The sequence below is a fragment of the Bradyrhizobium iriomotense genome (genome assembly GCF_018129405.1).
Lineage (GTDB): Bacteria > Pseudomonadota > Alphaproteobacteria > Rhizobiales > Xanthobacteraceae > Bradyrhizobium > Bradyrhizobium iriomotense_B.
Genome location: NZ_JAFCLP010000005.1, coordinates 306,437 through 323,549, shown reverse-complemented (window position 1 = coordinate 323,549; position 17,113 = coordinate 306,437). Strand labels below are relative to the sequence as shown.

15 protein-coding genes are annotated in these 17,113 nt (G+C 64.4%); 9 read left to right on the top strand and 6 right to left on the bottom strand.

The annotated features are described in order from the left end of the window. Positions 1 to 178 precede the first annotated feature (178 nt). Positions 179 to 1,681: a flavin-containing monooxygenase gene (locus JQ592_RS14965; protein ID WP_211403597.1), complete on the bottom strand. Its 1,503-nt coding sequence runs from the start codon at positions 1,679 to 1,681 to the stop codon at positions 179 to 181. A gap of 125 nt (positions 1,682 to 1,806) precedes the next feature. Beyond that, positions 1,807 to 2,565, bottom strand: a complete 759-nt coding sequence (locus JQ592_RS14960; protein WP_211403596.1) for a S1 family peptidase — start codon at positions 2,563 to 2,565, stop codon at positions 1,807 to 1,809. 104 nt (positions 2,566 to 2,669) lie between these two features. Here JQ592_RS14960 and JQ592_RS14955 point away from each other — a divergent pair, with 104 nt between their 5' ends. Beyond that, the gene (locus JQ592_RS14955) at positions 2,670 to 3,305 is read left to right on the top strand and encodes an HAD-IA family hydrolase (protein ID WP_211403595.1); all 636 of its coding nucleotides are present in this window, start codon (positions 2,670 to 2,672) and stop codon (positions 3,303 to 3,305) included. 102 nt (positions 3,306 to 3,407) lie between these two features. Here the strand turns inward: JQ592_RS14955 and mtnA are convergent, their stop codons facing one another. The 3 genes from mtnA to JQ592_RS14940 form a co-directional block, all read right to left on the bottom strand. Further along, the gene (gene mtnA, locus JQ592_RS14950; RefSeq protein ID WP_211403594.1) at positions 3,408 to 4,514 is read right to left on the bottom strand and encodes an S-methyl-5-thioribose-1-phosphate isomerase; all 1,107 of its coding nucleotides are present in this window, start codon (positions 4,512 to 4,514) and stop codon (positions 3,408 to 3,410) included. 18 nt (positions 4,515 to 4,532) lie between these two features. Continuing rightward, positions 4,533 to 5,408 carry an S-methyl-5'-thioadenosine phosphorylase gene (locus tag JQ592_RS14945; protein WP_211403593.1) on the bottom strand — a complete coding sequence of 292 codons (876 nt, stop codon included), beginning with the start codon at positions 5,406 to 5,408 and terminating at the stop codon, positions 4,533 to 4,535. 268 nt (positions 5,409 to 5,676) lie between these two features. Further along, positions 5,677 to 5,949, bottom strand: a complete 273-nt coding sequence (locus JQ592_RS14940) for a phosphopantetheine-binding protein (protein WP_211403592.1) — start codon at positions 5,947 to 5,949, stop codon at positions 5,677 to 5,679. 361 nt (positions 5,950 to 6,310) lie between these two features. Here JQ592_RS14940 and JQ592_RS14935 point away from each other — a divergent pair, with 361 nt between their 5' ends. The 7 genes from JQ592_RS14935 (at position 6,311) to JQ592_RS14905 (ending at position 16,051) form a co-directional block, all read left to right on the top strand. Beyond that, positions 6,311 to 7,528 (top strand): acyl-CoA dehydrogenase family protein, encoded by a 1,218-nt coding sequence (locus tag JQ592_RS14935; RefSeq protein WP_211403591.1) that lies wholly within the window; start codon positions 6,311 to 6,313, stop codon positions 7,526 to 7,528. A 56-nt stretch (positions 7,529 to 7,584) separates the two neighbouring features. Beyond that, the gene (locus JQ592_RS14930) at positions 7,585 to 8,565 is read left to right on the top strand and encodes an amino acid--[acyl-carrier-protein] ligase (RefSeq protein ID WP_211403590.1); all 981 of its coding nucleotides are present in this window, start codon (positions 7,585 to 7,587) and stop codon (positions 8,563 to 8,565) included. Positions 8,566 to 8,606: 41 nt separating this feature from the next. Next, positions 8,607 to 9,482 carry an acyl-CoA acyltransferase gene (locus tag JQ592_RS14925; protein WP_211403589.1) on the top strand — a complete coding sequence of 292 codons (876 nt, stop codon included), beginning with the start codon at positions 8,607 to 8,609 and terminating at the stop codon, positions 9,480 to 9,482. A 331-nt stretch (positions 9,483 to 9,813) separates the two neighbouring features. Then, positions 9,814 to 12,681, top strand: a complete 2,868-nt coding sequence (locus JQ592_RS14920) for a PAS-domain containing protein (protein ID WP_211403588.1) — start codon at positions 9,814 to 9,816, stop codon at positions 12,679 to 12,681. A gap of 205 nt (positions 12,682 to 12,886) precedes the next feature. After that, positions 12,887 to 13,861: a tripartite tricarboxylate transporter substrate binding protein gene (locus tag JQ592_RS14915; RefSeq protein ID WP_211403587.1), complete on the top strand. Its 975-nt coding sequence runs from the start codon at positions 12,887 to 12,889 to the stop codon at positions 13,859 to 13,861. A 191-nt stretch (positions 13,862 to 14,052) separates the two neighbouring features. Further along, complete coding sequence (locus JQ592_RS14910; RefSeq protein ID WP_211403586.1) at positions 14,053 to 14,538, top strand: tripartite tricarboxylate transporter TctB family protein; 486 nt, start codon at positions 14,053 to 14,055, stop codon at positions 14,536 to 14,538. 4 nt (positions 14,539 to 14,542) lie between these two features. Continuing rightward, complete coding sequence (locus JQ592_RS14905) at positions 14,543 to 16,051, top strand: tripartite tricarboxylate transporter permease (RefSeq protein ID WP_211403585.1); 1,509 nt, start codon at positions 14,543 to 14,545, stop codon at positions 16,049 to 16,051. A 123-nt stretch (positions 16,052 to 16,174) separates the two neighbouring features. On the opposite strand, the gene JQ592_RS14900 is transcribed toward JQ592_RS14905, so the two are convergent. Continuing rightward, on the bottom strand, positions 16,175 to 16,639 hold the full coding sequence (locus tag JQ592_RS14900; RefSeq protein ID WP_211403584.1) for a MarR family winged helix-turn-helix transcriptional regulator: 465 nt from the start codon (positions 16,637 to 16,639) through the stop codon (positions 16,175 to 16,177). Between the two features lie 96 nt (positions 16,640 to 16,735). Here JQ592_RS14900 and JQ592_RS14895 point away from each other — a divergent pair, with 96 nt between their 5' ends. After that, positions 16,736 to 17,104 (top strand): antibiotic biosynthesis monooxygenase family protein, encoded by a 369-nt coding sequence (locus JQ592_RS14895; protein ID WP_211403583.1) that lies wholly within the window; start codon positions 16,736 to 16,738, stop codon positions 17,102 to 17,104. Positions 17,105 to 17,113 lie beyond the last annotated feature (9 nt).

Here is a 17,113-nt window from a genome sequence, read left to right as displayed (position 1 = left end):
TGGACGAATGGCGTCGCGACTCACTCGGTGTCGTCCCGGCGCAGGCCGGGACCCATAATCACCGAACATGATTTGGCGAAGGCTCGCAGTTAGCAATTCGCGTAGCGACTGCTTCCTGGGGTTATGGGTCCCGGCCTTCGCCGGGACGACGGCGGCGTATGTGGCGCGCCGCGCCCCCTCACCCGTAAACGAACGCCCCGTCATCCAGATCCGTCTTCGGGATCTCGTCCTTCTCGGTCCAGTAATCCTGGCTGTGCTGCCATTCCGGCTTGTCGCCGCGCTTGGGCAGCAGGTTCATGTTGCGCATGATGTAGCCGGGATTGAAATTTTCCGGATCGATCCAGGGCAGGATCGGCATGTTGTGGTCTTCGGGACGCAAGCTCACCTCGACCTTCTTCTTGCCCTTCGCCTTCATGTGGACGAGCAGGCGGCAGACGAAATCGGCGACGAGGTCGACGCGCAACGTCCAGCTGGCGCGGAAATAGCCGAATACCCAGACCAAGTTCGGCACGCCCGTGAACATCATGCCGCGATAGGTGACGGTATCGCCGAAGGCGAGCGGCTTGCCGTCGATCTCGAAGGCGACGTCGCCGAGTGCAGAGAGATTGAAGCCGGTCGCGGTGACGATGATATCGGCTTCGAGCAGCTTGCCGGATTTGAGCTGGATGCCGTTCTCGGCGAAGCATTCGATCTCGTCGGTGACGACCGAGGCCTTGCCGCTGGCGATGCCCTTGAACAGGTCGGCATCCGGCACGAAGGCGATGCGCTGCCGCCACGGCCGATATGACGGCGTGAAATGCGTCTCGACGTCGTAGTCGGGACCGAGCACGGCGCTGATCTGGCTGATCAGCTCTTTCTTCACCTGCTCGGGCTTGGCCAGACAGAGCTTCGTGAACGCGTCCTGCTCGAACAGGATCTTTCGCCGCACGATCTCGTGGATCCAGGCCTCATCGACCTGGAGCCGGCGCAGTTCCTCCGCGATCTCGATGGCGTTGCGGCCGAGGCGGAAATAGGTCGGAGAACGCTGCAGCATGGTGACATGCGCGCAGCTGTCCGCGATGTTCGGCACCAGCGTCGCCGCGGTCGCGCCCGAGCCGATCACGACGACCTTCTTAGCCGTGAGATCGATATCGTCAGGCCATGTCTGCGGATGGACGATGCGACCCTTGAAGCGGTCCATGCCCTTCCATTCCGGCGTGTAGCCTTCGGAATGGCGGTAATAGCCCTGGCACATCCAGAGGAAGTTTGCGGTAAAGGTTTTTGCCTCGCCCGTATCGGTGGTCGTCGCCTCGATGGTCCAGAGATTCTGTTCGCTCGACCAACTCGCGGAATTGATCTGGTGCCTGTAGCGGATGTGCCGGGCGATGTCGTTGTCGTCGATCACCTCTTTCATGTAGGAGAGAATCTCATCGGCGGTCGCGATGGGCGGGCCGACCCAGGGCTTGAAGCTGTAGCCGAAGGTGTGGAGATCGCTGTCCGAGCGGATGCCGGGATAGCGATGCGTGCTCCAGGTGCCGCCGAACGTCGCCTGCGTCTCGAGGATGACGTAGCTCGTACCCGGCAGCTGCTTTTCGATATGATAGGCGCTACCGATGCCGGAGATGCCGGCGCCGACGATCAGCACGTCGAAATGTTCAGTGGCCTGCTTGGTGGTGGCGTGACTGCGAACAGCGACATTCATTGTTGCTTCTATGCCTTGCTTGTTTTTGTGGCCGCCCTTGACCGGACGGCGCGTTTCCTCCGCGACGGGCATGGTCGCCCATCGCGCTTCCGCTTCAAAATGACATAGATCAAGTCGCGGTCAAACTACAGCGGCGCACCCCAGCTCCGCGCGGTCTGCAAAATCCAGTCGCGATAGAGCGTGAGCGGTGTGACACCGGTCAGGCCGCCGCAGCCGGCGGCGCCGTTCGGTCCCGTGGACCAGCTGATGAGGCCAACGAGCATTGCGCCATTCGGCCTGTCCTCGAACACGGGACCGCCGGAATCGCCGGTGCAGGCGCCAATTCCATCACGAACTCCGTTGGTTACGGGATCGACCAGCCGGATCTGCAGCGTGCCGGGCTGGCCCGTCGCGATGAGGCCGGCAACGCGCGTGGCGCCGCCGCTCTTGCCGTCACCGCGCACGGTGACGCCGATACCGGCGATGACGAAGCGACTGCCAACCTGAATCGGAATGGTCGGCATGCCAACCGGCACCGTCGATTTTCCCTTCGGTGGAATTTCCAATTGCAGCAAAGCCACGTCGGCGGTGACGCGATGCGACTGCATCGCCCGCATGTTGAAGTTCGGATGGATCGCGACGGTGCGCACGTTCAGCAATTGCGGCGCACCGTCCGCACCACGATCGACGATCTTGTAGTCCGCACCGGGCTGCACGCAATGGGCCACCGTCAACACTAGTTTTGGCGCGATCAGGCTGCCGGTGCAGAAATTGCCGCGCGAGCCGACGATGGTGACGACGGCGCGCGCGACACCATCGGCCTGCGGCGTGCCGCCGCCGACGATGGCGTAAGCGGGTGTGGCGAGCAGCAGCGCAGCTGCGATGAACGTGGCAGGCTTCTTCATGGGAACACGCACCGGCATCGGTGAAGGCGGACGATTGCTTCGGACTGGCTCTTGCCGATAGCGCATGCTAGCCCTCTTGGAAAGGAATTGACGAGGGCAGGATAGTGACGATCGAGGCGGTGATCTTTGATTTTGGCGGCGTGCTGACGAGCTCGCCGTTCGAGGCGTTCACGCGGTTCGAGACCGAACGCGGCCTGCCCGCCGACATCATCCGGCGCACCAACGCCGCCAACCATCTCGAAAATGCCTGGGCCAGGTTCGAGCGGGCCGAGGTCGATATCGAAACCTTCGATCAGCTATTCGCCGACGAATCACGCGCCCTCGGCGCCGAGGTGCGCGGCCGCGACGTGCTACCGCTGCTCCAGGGCGATCTGCGACCCGACATGGTCGAGGCCTTGAAACGCATCAAGGCGCAATTCAGGACGGGCTGCATCACCAACAATTTGCCGGCGAACGCCATCGGCAGCATGACCGGACGCTCACTCTACATCGCCGAGGTGATGGTGCTGTTCGATCACGTCATCGAATCCGCCAAGATCGGCCTGCGCAAGCCCGACCCACGTATCTATCAGCTGATGGTCGAGACGCTGAAGGTCGATCCGAAGAATTGCGTCTATCTCGACGATCTCGGCGTCAATCTGAAGCCAGCGCGCGAGATGGGCATGACCACGATCAAGGTCACGAGCGGGGCGCAGGCGATCGCCGAGCTTGAGACGGCGACGGGGTTGAAGCTGAGCTAGCGCAACTTATTCCGCAGCCGTAGGGTGGGCAAAGCGGAAGCGTGCCCACCACAAGCAGATGGTGGGCACGGCGCTTCCGCGCCTTTGCCCACCCTACGAGACCTATTCCGCCGCAACAGCAATCCGCTCCGGAAACGCCGCCGCCAGCGAGCCACGGTCCGGCTTCAGCACGCCGCGTTCGGTGATGAGGCCGGTGACAAGCCGCGCCGGGGTCACGTCGAACGCATAATTGGCGACCGGTGATCCCTCGGGCACGATGCGCACCGTCTCCAGCCTTCCGTCGGCGGTGCGGCCGGTCATGTCGGTGACCTCCACGCCGCTGCGCTGCTCGATCGGGATATCTCTGATGCCGTCATGGACGGCGAAATCGATCGTCGGCGACGGCAGCGCGACGTAGAACGGCACGCCATTGTCATGCGCGGCGAGAGCCTTCAGGTACGTTCCGATCTTGTTGCAGACATCGCCATTGGCGGCGACGCGATCGGTGCCGACGATGGCGAGATCGACCATGCCGTGCTGCATCAGGTGCCCGCCGGTATTGTCCGGAATCACCGTGTGCGGCACGCCGTGATGGCCGAGCTCCCAGGCGGTGAGTGATGCGCCCTGGTTGCGCGGCCGGGTCTCGTCGACCCAGACATGGATCTTGATGCCGCGCTCATGCGCGAGATAGATCGGCGCTGTCGCCGTGCCCCAATCGACGGTGGCGAGCCAGCCGGCGTTACAATGGGTCAGCACGTTGACGACCTCGCCCGGCTTCTTCGCCGCGATCGCCTCGATCAGCGCAAGGCCATTGCCGGCAATGCCGCGGTTGATCTCGACGTCCTGCTCGACGATCTCGTCGGCGCGTGCATAGGCGGCTTCCGCCCGTTCCAGCGGATCGATCGGAACGAGCGTCGTGCGCATTTCGTCCAGCGCCCATTTCAGATTGATGGCGGTCGGCCGCGCCACGACCAGCGTCTCATAGGCACGCTTCAGACCGGCATCGGAGGCGTCCTCGCGCATCGCAAGCGCCATGCCATAGGCCGCGGTCGCGCCGATCAGCGGCGCGCCGCGCACCAGCATGTCACGGATGGCGACCGCCGCGTCCTCGCACGACGTCAGGCGCGCGATGACGAATTCATGCGGCAGCCGGCGCTGGTCGATCGCGCCGACCGACCAGCCGTCGCGCTCGCGCCAGATGCTGCGGAAATGCTTGCCGTCGACCTTCATGGCATTCTGCCTTTCGTATCACGCCCGCAGCACGCGCCCGGCCACCGCGTCGAGCTTCTTCAGGAGCTCGGGATCGCGCGCCTCGGGCGCCGTGATCAGCGCGGTGTCGAGCGCGCGGTCCGAACCGATCGGGCACGGCTCGTGCTCGCGCGGGAAATCCTTCGCCAGCCGCGCCACCAGTGCCTTGGCCTTGTCGGCGTTAGAGGTCAGCACGCGGATGATGTCCTGCACGGTGACGGCATCATGATCGGGATGCCAGCAGTCGAAATCCGTCACCATCGCCACCGTGGCGTAGCAGATCTCCGCCTCGCGCGCGAGTTTTGCTTCGGGCATGTTGGTCATGCCGATCACCGAATAGCCCAGCGTCTTGTAGGTCATGCTTTCCGCATAGGTGGAGAATTGCGGCCCTTCCATACAGACATAGGTGCCGCCGCGCGCGATCGCGATGCCTTCTGCTTCGGCGGCCGCAGCCAGATGGATGCGCAGCCGCGGCGAGACCGGGTGCGCCATCGACACATGGGCGACGCAGCCGCGGCCGAAGAACGAGCTCTCGCGCTTGTGGGTGCGATCGACGAACTGGTCGACAAGAACGAAGGTGCCGGGCGGCAGCTCCTCCCTAAAGGAGCCGCAGGCCGACAGCGAGATCAGGTCGGTGACCCCAGCCCGTTTGAGCACGTCGATATTGGCGCGATAGTTGATGTCGGAGGGCGACAGCCGGTGGCCCTTGTCGTGCCGCGGCAGGAACACGATCGGCAGGCCCGCGATGGAGCCGCGCCTTAAGGGAGCCGACGGCTCGCCCCAGGGGCTCTCGATCACCTCTTCGCGCGCGCCCTCGAGACCCGGCAGGTCGTAGATGCCGGAGCCCCCGATGATACCCAATACCGCCTGCGTCATACCCGCTCCATCCATGTTCGCCACGTGCGACATGGTTAAAGCTATGCCAGTTTTGCGGCGGTTTTGGAACGGGGGTGGTGGGGTGATGGCGGGACTGTGAGGGGCCCGGGTGCTTGCCACTCACTCGGTGTCGTCCTGGCGATAGCCAGGACCCATACCGCGAGGTCTATCGATGCGGAGCGCTAATAGTCCCGAACGACCAATCTTCGCCAAACTGCTCCCTGGGGTAATGGGTCCTGGCTTTCGCCAGGACGACCCCGGAGAATGGTCAAGCCGCGGTCGCCAGCCGCAGCTGCGTGGCGACCATCCGCTCCAGCGTCTCGACGGACTGGAAATTCTCCGGCGTGATCTCGGACTGCGGGATGGTGAAGTCGAACTCGGCTTCGACGCCGAGCATCAGATTGACCATGTCCATCGAGGTCAGCCCGACATCGACGAGCTTGGCCGACGGGGTGACGTCGGCGGACAGCGCGTTCTGCACGAGGATGCCCTTCACCAGCTTGATGATGCGATTGCGCAATTCGGGTTCGAAGGCCTGCATCGGTAAATTCCCATCTGTCTATGAAAGGTCGGGCCGGACTGCCGCGTACGATGGGCAGGGACGGCCGATCCCGCAATGGGCGTCACCATTACTTCGCGTTTCTTAGTAAACGATGACTCAGATTGTCTGGAATTCATGCCTCTTCCAGTTCACTAACACGATCGCGGAAAATCGGGGTAAGCGAAAAACCGGCCCTTAACTGTCCATTCGGAATTGGAGTTCGTTTACCCTCTATTTCATCGACGAATTTGAATTAAATCCGTAGCCTCGTCTCACAAGCAAAGATGGTCGGAGGATCGCGTCAAGCGGCATCGCGAATGATGGCCGGCGATCCTGAACGACAAACCGGAGGCGGACGAGTATGAACGTGCGTGAAGCGGTCCTCACTGTCGACGAAATGCAGACGAGCTTCCTCGAACAGGGTCCCCCCCTGATCGAGCGCGCCGCCCGAACCGCCGCAGCGGCCGCGGCCGACGCGGACGGGGTCGATCGCGACGCCCGCTTCCCGCATAAAGCCTTCGACGTCGCGCGCGAGCAAAAGCTGCTCGGCGTCATGATCCCGGTCGAGTTCGGCGGCTTCGGTGCCTCGATCCACGACGTCACTGACGTCTGCTACACGCTCGGGCGCTCCTGCGCCTCGACTGCAATGATCTACGCGATGCACACGACCAAGGTCGCCTGTGTCGTCAGGCACGGCCACGGCATTCCGTGGATGGAGACCATGATGCGCCGGGTCGCCCGCGATCAGTGGCTGCTCGCCTCCTCCACCACCGAAGGCCAGAACGGCGGCAACATCCGCGCCAGCGCCGCCGCCGTCGACCATGCCGGCGACACCGTCTCGCTGGTGCGCGACGCCACCGTGATCTCGTACGGCGCCGAGGCCGACGGTCTCGTCACCATTGCCCGCCGCGCCACCGAGGCCGCCGCCTCCGACCAGGTGCTGCTGGCACTCGCCAAGGACGATTATTCGCTGAAGCAGACCCAGGGCTGGGAGACGCTCGGCATGCGCGGCACCTGCTCGACCGGTTTCGAGCTGAAGGTCGATTGCCCCTCTGACCGCGTCTTCCCTGAAGCCTACGACAAGATCCACGCCCAGACCATGACGCCATTCGCGCATCTGTGCTGGTCGTCGGCCTGGGCCGGCATTGCGGCTGCCGCGGTGACGCGCGCGCAAGCCTTCATCCGCAAGGCAGCCCGCACATCAGGCGGACAGATGCCGCCGGCCGCTGCACATTTCACCGCTGCGAAGATGTCGCTCGCCAAGCTGCGTGCGCTGATATCGGCCAATCTCGACGCCTTCGCTCGTGTCGAGCATGACGAGCGGGCGCTCGGCTCGCTCGACTTCCAGTCGTCGATCACGCTGCTGAAGGTGCAGGCCTCCGAGCTCGCGGTCGAGACCGTAATGCATGCGATGCGCACCGCGGGCCTTTCCGGCTACCGCAACGACGGCGAGTTCACGATGGGCCGTCATCTCCGCGACGTGCTGTCGTCGCCGATAATGATCAACAACGACCGTATTCTGGCCAACGCCGCGACCTCGACCCTGATGAGCGGCGTGCCATCGAGCCTTCGCGACTGACGTGTCTTCCCGACCAGACCAACAAGAATAATTTCGAGATAGCAGGACATCGACCCATGAATATTGCCGTCCTCCCCAATTCGCCCGAAACCGCGCCGCAAATCGTTGATCCGCTCGATCATCTCGCCGACAAGCTGTTCCATCGCATGGGCTCGGACGGTGTCTACGCCCGCACCGCGCTGTACGAGGGCATCGTCGAGCGGCTTGCCGCGCTGATCACCAGCCATCGCGAAGCCGGCACCGAAGCCTTGCGCTTCCCGCCGGTGATGAGCCGCGCGCAGCTGGAGAAATCCGGCTATCTCAAGAGCTTCCCGAACCTGCTCGGCTGCGTCTGCGGCCTGCACGGCACCGAGCGCGAGATCAACGCGGCGGTGAGCCGCTTCGATGCCGGCGGCGACTGGACCACGTCACTGTCTCCGGCCGACCTCGTGCTGTCGCCGGCGGCCTGCTATCCCGTCTATCCGATCGCGGCGAGCCGCGGACCTTTGCCGAAGGGCGGCCTGCGCTTCGACGTCGCCGCCGACTGCTTCCGCCGCGAGCCCTCAAAACATCTCGACCGTCTGCAGTCGTTCCGGATGCGCGAATATGTCTGCATCGGCACGCCTGACGACGTCGCCGATTTCCGCGAGCGCTGGATGGTGCGCGCACAGGCGATCGCCCGCGATCTCGGCCTGACCTTCCGCGTCGACTATGCCAGCGATCCCTTCTTTGGCCGCGTCGGCCAGATGAAGGCGGTGAGCCAGAAGCAGCAGCAGCTCAAGTTCGAGCTTCTGATCCCGCTGCGCTCGGAAGAGCAGCCGACCGCCTGCATGAGCTTCAACTATCACCGCGAGCATTTCGGCACGACCTGGGGCATCCAGGACGCCAATGGCGAACCGGCCCATACCGGCTGCGTCGCCTTCGGCATGGACCGCCTGGCCGTCGCCATGTTCCACACCCACGGCACCGACCTTTCCGCCTGGCCCGCCAAGGTGCGGGACATGCTGGGCCTGCAGCCGCATGTCGCGGCTGAAGCCCATGGCGAAGGCTGGCGCTAACTCAACTCACGAGGCCTCCCATTTCCACGGGCAAGACGAGCGTGATCCATACCAAGGTCCGTTGCCGCGAGATCACCGAGTCCGACGTCGAGAAGATCGCGGACTTGCTGACGCGCGGCTTCGTCGGCCGTTCACGCGAATACTGGATGCAGGGCCTGCGCCGGCAGGCCTTCCGGCCCGTGCCGGAGGGCTATCCGCGCTTCGGCTACATGCTCGACAATGACGGCGAGCCCGTCGGCGTGCTGCTGCTGATCTACACGACGCGAAAGCACGGCGAGGAGACCGCCATCCAGTGCAATCTGTCGAGCTGGTATGTCGATCCGGCCTACCGCAACTACGCCCCGTTTCTGACCAAGGTCGCGCAGCGGCACAAGGACGTCACCTATCTCAACATCAGCCCGGCGCCGTGGACCTGGCCGATCATCGAGGCCCAGGGTTTTCGCAATTACTGCCGCGGCATCTTCTTCTCGGTGCCGGCGCTGGCGCGCGCCCCGCGCTGGAGCAAGATCGAGGTGATCTCGCAACACGCCAAGACGATCGACGGGCTTTCCCAGGACGAAACCGAGCTCCTGACGCGGCATGCGCGTTACAATTGCCTCAGCCTCGTCTGCCGCACGCCGAAGGGAGCGTTTCCCTTCATCCTGCAACCGGTGCGCATCCGCCGCGGCTTCATCGCGCCGCCCGCGATGAAGCTGATCTACTGCCGCAGCGCCGCCGAATACGCCGAATGCGCCGGTCGCATCGGCCGGCTGCTGCTGCGGCTCGGCAAGATCTCGGTGGCCGTCGATGCCAACGGCCCGATTCCCGGTCTGGCCGGTATTTATACCGAGCGGCGCGGGCGCAAATATTTCAAAGGTCCGCACCGGCCGCAGCTCGCCGACCTCACGGATACGGAGCTCGTGCTGTACGGGCCGTAGAACGGTGTCGTCCCGGCGAAGGCCGGGACCCATACCGCGTGATCTGTCTGTAGGCGCAGGATGGTAGTCCCGCGGAAAACCTGTTCACTACTAGTCTTCGCCAAACCTCTCCCTGTGGTTATGGGTCCCGGCCTTCGCCGGGACGACACCTGATATGTTGCGCCCTCTCGGCCAACTCTCGCAGGCACCTCTGCATTTCCGACACGCTCTCCATCGCGAGTCACCCTCCGTAAACTACTGCGCTTAAGGGAATTTTCCCGCCTCTTCGCTACCCTCGGCAGCGGAATTACGTTGCGTTAAGTCTATTGCCCGCCGAGATCATGCCGACCCCATGGATTCGACCCGCGACAACGAGCTTGGTGCACGCCGCGAGCAAGGCCCGGAGGCCCTGGTCGCGCTGAGCCAGCTTGCGCTCGATCGCATGGAGCAAGGCGTCTGCGTCTACGATGCCGACAACCGGATCGTGCTCTTCAACCAGCGTTACCTCTCGCTGTTCGACTTGTCGGCCGAAATCGTGCGCATCGGCACGAGCTACCGCGAGGTGCTCGCGCACAGCGCGAGCCGCGGCAACTTCCCGGAGAGCGAGCTCGACGCGCTGTATTCGGCGCGGATCGCACAGATCGCAGGCGGCAAGCCGTTCCGGACCGAGCAACGGCTGGCGAGCGGCCTCGTCATGTCGCTGGAGCTCAAGCCGCTTCCCGGCGGCGGCTGGATGACGATCTGCGACGACGTCAGCCGCCTCGCCCGGCTCGAGGCGGAATTGCACGTGCAGACCGAACGCAGCCAGCACGCGCTCGCCAACATGTCGCACGGCCTTATCATGTATGACGCCGACAGCCGCGTCGTCGTCTGCAACGAACGCTTCCTGAAGCTCTACAATCTCGACCCCGACATCGTGAAGCCCGGCGTCGCACACGGCACGGCGATCGAACACTGGCTCTCGCGCGGCAACATGGCGGGCATGTCGGCGGAGGAATTCCACGTCACCAGGCTCGAGGACGTGCGCGCCAGGAAGGCGAAGACCCTGCTGGTGATGCGCTACGACGGGCGGATGGTGCAGGCGGTCTCCCGCTTCCTTCCCGACGGCGGCTGGGTGACGGTGCACGAAGACGTCACCGAACGGCTGCAATACGAGGAAACGCTTCGGCAGCAGAACTTCATCCTCGACGCGGCGCTGGAGAACATGGCGCACGGGCTCGCCTTCTACGACAGCGACATGCGCCTGCGCGTCTGCAACACCACCTACCGCAAGATCTACCTGCTCTCGCCGGAGGAGACGAGGCCCGGCACGCATCTCGGCGAGCTGATCGAGCGATCGATGGCGAACGGCGCGTTCGCCTCGGAATACAGCCCACAACAGATCCTGGAAGCCGCTCGCGCGCGGATCGCGAGCCGCGACTGCTCGCCGATGCGCCGGCGCATGTCGAACGACACCGTGATCTCGGTCCGCTATTGCGCGCTAGCCGAAGGCGGCTTCGTCGCCACCTATGAGGACATCACCGAGCGCGAACACGCGGTCGAGGAGCTGAGCGAGCAGTATCGGCGCTTCGATGCGGCCCTGAACAACATGAGCCAGGGCCTGTGCATGCTCGATTCGAGCCTGCGCGTGATCGTCTGCAACCGGCGCTACATCGAGATGTACGGCCTGTCGCCCGAATTGGTGAAGCCGGGCGTCTCGATGCGCGAGATCATGGAGCACAGCTGCGCGATCGGCATCCATCCGAACATGACCGGCGCCAAGCTCTATGCCGATTATGTCGAGCGGCTGCGCGAGGGCGAGCACACGCTGCACCGGCATTTGAGCGACGGCCGCATCATCAAGCTCAATCACAAGCGGATGGAGCATGGCGGCTGGGTCGTCACCTATGAGGACGTCACCGAGCGCCACAAGGCCCAGGCCCGCGTGGCACACATGGCGCGGCACGACTCCCTGACTGACCTGCCCAACCGCACCCTGTTCCGCGAGAAGATGGGCGAGGGACTGAACCAGGTGGCGATTGCCGGCGGCGCAATGGCGGTGCTGTGCTTCGACCTCGACAATTTCAAGACCGTCAACGACCGCCTCGGCCATGCCGCCGGCGACCGGCTGCTGCGCTGGGTCGCGGCGCGCCTGAAGGAGAATGTCGGCGAGCACGACACCGTCGCGCGGCTCGGCGGCGACGAATTCGCCGTGCTCCAGCGCGGCCCGCAGCCGCAATCGGCCGAGAAGCTCGCCCGCCGCCTGGTCGAGATCATCGGTCACCCGCCGCCGCTGGAAAGCCAGGCGATCCATGTCGGCGTCTCCGTCGGCATCGCGATCGCGCCCGATCACGGCTTGGACGCCGACGAGCTGATGAAATGCGCCGACCTTGCGCTGTACCAGGCCAAGGCCAAGGGGCGCGGCGCCTACCAGCTGTTCGAGCCCGAGATGGAGGAAGAGGCGCGCAGCCGGCACGCGCTGGAGCACGATCTGCGCGGTGCACTGGAGTCCAACCAGTTCCATCTGGTGTTCCAGCCGCAGGTGCAGCTCGAATCGTCCGAGCTCACCGGCTTCGAGGCGCTGCTGCGCTGGAAACATCCCTCGCGCGGCTTCGTCTCGCCCGCCGAGTTCATCCCGATCGCCGAGGAAAACGGCCTGATCGTCCCGATCGGCGAATGGGTGCTGCGCACGGCCTGTACCACTGCAGCGTCCTGGCCCGACGTCACCGTCGCGGTGAACCTGTCGCCGGTGCAATTCCGCTTCCGCGGGCTGGTGACCTTGGTGACGAGCGCGCTTGCGGAAGCCGGCCTGCCGCCGCAGCGGCTCGAGCTCGAGGTCACCGAGACGGCGCTGCTCGACGACAGCGAGGCGACGATCGAGATCCTGCACCAGCTCCGCGCCCTCGGCGTGCGCGTCAGCCTCGACGATTTCGGCGTCGGCTATTCCTCGCTGAGCTATTTGCGCAAGTTTCCGTTCGACCGCATCAAGATCGACCGCTCCTTCGTCGGTACGCTCGGCGAGAGCCCGGAGAGCGTCGCGATCGTCCGCACCATCGCAAGCCTCGGCTCCGTGCTCGGCGTCGAGACCACGGCCGAGGGTGTGGAGACCGAGGAGCAACTCGACTTCGTGCGCGAATGCGGCTGCACCGCGGTGCAGGGCTATTATTTCGGCAAGCCGTGCCCCGCAGCGGAGGTCGGCCGCACCATCGAGACGCTGAACGCGGTCCGGCGCGTGGCGTAAAGGGCTTTAGGCCTCCTCAAATTCCGCCTCTCGGCACACCTCCAAACGACCAATTGTCGCACGCCTCGTTTCCGCGGGGATCGCTCCCTCGCCCCTGCGGGCGGTCCACGCAATGCGCTTTTCTTCTCCCATGATTTCGGGGACAATCCCCTCATAACAATGAGAAACGGCGGTCCAACGAGACCGCTGCGAGGGAGGTGTTTCGATGTCGCGATACGGGCTGAAGACGATTGCCTTTGCCGCCATGCAAGTCGTGGGCGCACTGCTCGCGACCGCCGCTGGGGCGCAGGACTATCCCACAAAGCCGGTCACGCTGATCGTGCCCTGGCCGGCCGGCGGCTCGACCGACATCTCGATGCGCGCCATCGCCGATAGCGCCTCGAAGGTGCTGGGGCAGCCGATCGTGATCGACAACAAGGCCGGCGGCGGCGGGACGGTCGGTCCTGCGACCATGGCGGCGGCTGCGAAGCCGGACGGCTACACCATCTCGCAAATTCCGATCACCGTGTTCCGCATCCCCCTGATGCAGGAGGTGTCATGGGATCCGGCGAAGGACTTCACCTATATCGTCCACCTCACCGGCTACACGTTCGGCGTGACCACCAGCGCGGAGTCGCAGTTCAAATCCTGGAAGGACGTGGTCGAGTTCGCGAAGGCGAACCCGGGCAAGGTGACCTATGCGACGCCGGGCACCGGAACCTCGCTCCATATCGGCATGGAGCAGATCGCGGCGATGTCCGGCATCAAGCTCACCCAGGTGCCGTTCAAGGGTGGCGCCGAGACCAACGCGGCCGTGCTGGGACAGCACACGATGCTGCAGGCGGATTCGACGGGCTGGCGGCCGCTGGTCGATGCCGGCAAGCTGCGGCTGCTGATGGTGTGGACCGGCGCACGATCGCCGAACTATCCCGATGTGCCGACGCTGAAGGAGCTCGGCTATCCCATGGTCTATGATTCCCCGTTCGGCATCGCGGGGCCGAAGGGCATGGATCCAAAAATCGTCGCCAAGCTGCACGACGCCTTCAAGAAGGCGGTCGAGGATCCCGCGGTGATCGCCACGCTCGCCAAGTACGACATGGTGCCGAACTACAAGAACACCGAGGACTACAAGAAGTTCGTCGTCGAGGTCACGGAGTCCGAGCGCAAGGTGATCGACACGCTTGGGCTGGCGAAGAAGTAGGACTGGGCCACTTTCGTGTCCCGGACGCGGTGCAGCGCTTCTTCAGCGGTGCACCGCAGAGCCGGGACCCACCTTTTTCGTCCACACTCATGGGCCCCGGCTCTGCAGCGCACCACCATAGCACGTCGAAGACGACGTGAACGCACTTATGGCGCTGCGCAGCGTCCGGGGGAACGGCCGAGAGCGAATCGATGAACAACCAAACCAACGTCAAACTCCGTCTCTCCAACTCCGAGCTCTGGGGCGGGCTGATCGGGCTCGCGCTCGGCGGCTTCGTGATCTGGTCGGGGCTGAAGCTCAAGCTCGGCACCATCAACGATCCCGGCTCCGGCTATGTGCTGTTCTACACCGGCATCCTGATGTGCGTGTTCGCAGGCTCCATCATCATCTCGGCGATCACCGAGGGCGGACCGACGCTGGCTTCGCGCTGGGAGAACGTGCGCTGGAGCAAGCCGCTCCTCGTCATCGCCTGCCTTGCGGCGTTCTCCCTCGCGCTGGAGCCGCTGGGATTCCTGCTGGCGTCGATCCCGTTGATGCTGCTGCTGTTGCGGCTGATCGATCCCGTGCGCTGGACGCTGGCGATCCTGATCGCCGTGATGGTACCGCTCGGAATGTGGTGGGTGCTCAAGCGCCTGCTTTTGATCCAGCTGCCCTCGGGCCTGTTCGGGATCGGTTGACCGCATGGACACGCTCGCCAATGTCGCGCACGGGTTCGGTGTCGCGCTGACCGGGATCAACCTGCTCTACTGCTTCATCGGTGTCTTCATCGGCACGCTGGTCGGCGTGCTGCCGGGCATCGGGCCGATCTCGGCGATGTCGCTGCTGCTGCCGGTGACGCTGTCGGGCACGCCGGAATCCGGCATCATCATGATGGCCGGCATCTACTACGGCTCGATGTATGGCGGCTCGACCACCTCGATCCTGGTCAACATCCCCGGCGAGGCCGCCTCGGTCGTCACCTGCATTGACGGCCACCAGATGGCCAAGCAGGGCCGCGCCGGTCCTGCGCTCGGCATCTCCGCCTTCGGCTCCTTCATCGCCGGCACGTTCGCGCTGGTCGCCCTGATGCTGGTGGCACCCAAGCTTGCCAGCATCGCGATCGCGTTCGGCCCGGCCGAGTATTTCAGCCTGATGGTGCTCGGCCTCGTCGTGCTCACCTTCCTGACCCAGGGCTCGATGCCGAAGGCGCTGCTGATGGCCTGCATCGGCGTCGTGCTCGGACTGATCGGGCTCGACAGCATCACGGCGCAGCCGCGGCTAACCTTCGGCCGCATGGAGCTGATCGACGGCATCGGCCTTGTGCCCGTGGTGATGGGCCTGTTCGGCGTCGCCGAGGTGCTGCTCAACACCGAGCAGGCGATCAAGCGCGACATCATCAACGCCAAGATCACGCAGCTCCTCCCCAACAAGGAGGACTGGCAGGCGAGCGCCGGCCCCGTGACGCGAGGTACGCTGCTCGGCTTCCTGCTCGGCATCCTGCCGGGAGGCGGCGCGGTGGTGGCCTCGTTTGCGTCCTATGCGCTGGAGAAGCGTCTGTCGAAAACGCCGGAGCGTTTCGGTCATGGCGCGATCGAAGGCGTCGCGGGCCCTGAGTCGGCCAACAATGCAGCGGCCGGCGGCGCATTCATTCCACTGATGACCTTGGGCATCCCGCCGAATGTGGTGATGGCGCTGCTGCTCGGGGCCTTCGTCATTCACGGTCTGCAGCCGGGCCCGCTGCTCATCACGCAAAACCCCGGCCTGTTCTGGGGCATCGTCGCCAGCATGTATATCGGCAACGTCATGCTGCTGATCCTCAATCTGCCGATGATCGGCATGTGGGTGCAGCTCTTGAAACTGCCTTACAACATCCTGTTCCCGCTGATCATCCTGTTCACGATCCTCGGCGTCTACTGCTCGAGCAACAACGTGTTCGACGTCTATGTGATGATCGCATTCGGCATCATCGGCTATTTCATGCGCAAGCTCGGCTACGAGCCGGCGCCGCTCGTGCTCGCCTTCGTGCTCGGACCGATGCTGGAGAACAATCTGCGCAAGTCGCTGATCCTGTCGCAGGGCGATCTCTGGACCTTCGTGCAGCGGCCGATCTCGGCGGCCTGCCTGACGCTGGCGCTGCTGCTGCTGATCGCGCCTCTATTGCCGTCACTGCGCAAGAAGCGCGAGCTGGTGGCGCTGGATGAGGGGGCGTGAAGGTTTCGTAGGGTAGGCAAAGGCGCACTTGCGCCGTGCCCACCATCCAACTCTACGGCGCGAATGGTGGGCACGCTTTCGCTTTGCCCACCCTACGGCGTCTGCGCAAGAGGCGCGGCGCGATCACCCCTCATCGCCCCCTTCAAGCCGGTCGCGCAGAGCGCCAATCACGCGATGGGCCGTCTCGATCTCCTTCACTGACAGACCATCCGCCAAGCCGTTGACCCATGGAGTCTGCAGCCGGCCGGCGGCGTCAAAGACCTGCCTGCCCTTATCGGTGAGTACGACGAGCTGCGCCCGGCGGTGATGCGGATTGGTCTCGAACGCAACGAGGCCATCCCGCTCGAGATCGTTGACGATCCGCTGCACATTCTGGCGATTGGCGCCGAGATTGCGCGCCAGCCAGGCGACCGGCTCCGGGCGCTCGGCAGCGACGATCGCCCCCAGAATCTGCCAGCGCGCGCTGGTGAGGCCGAGTGCCGCGACCAGCCGGTCGCCGGCGGTCAGAAGCAGGCCATTGGCCCGGAACAGGTCGAGGATCAGGCCGGTCAGGGCTTCGCCGGCCGGGGTGCGCTTGGTCTTGCTCATTTGTCGCGATTGTTCCGTATTGACATCATCATGTCAAATACCTATGTCAGATATTGTCGAATTGACATGATGATACCAATTACACGGAGTGATGTCATGCCCCAGATGCGTCCCCTCGACCCTGCCTTCCCGATCGACCGTCAGATCGCGCTCGATGCCGGCCCCGTGGTGCTGGTCAACCTGTTCACGCTGGATGCTGCGGATGAACCGAGATTCCTGAAGAACTGGCAGGACGATGCCGCCTTCATGAAGCGGCAGCCGGGCTTCATCTCGACCCAGCTCCACCGCGCAGTCGGCGACAATCCGACCTATCTCAACTATGCGGTCTGGGAGTCCAACGCGCATTTCCGCGCGGCTTTCACCCACCCCGAGTTCCGCGCGAAGATCGCGGACTACCCCGCTTCCGCCGTCGCAAGTCCGCATCTGTTTCAGAAGGTCGCGGTGCCGGGTATCTGCGTGGCGTAGCTGCCACCT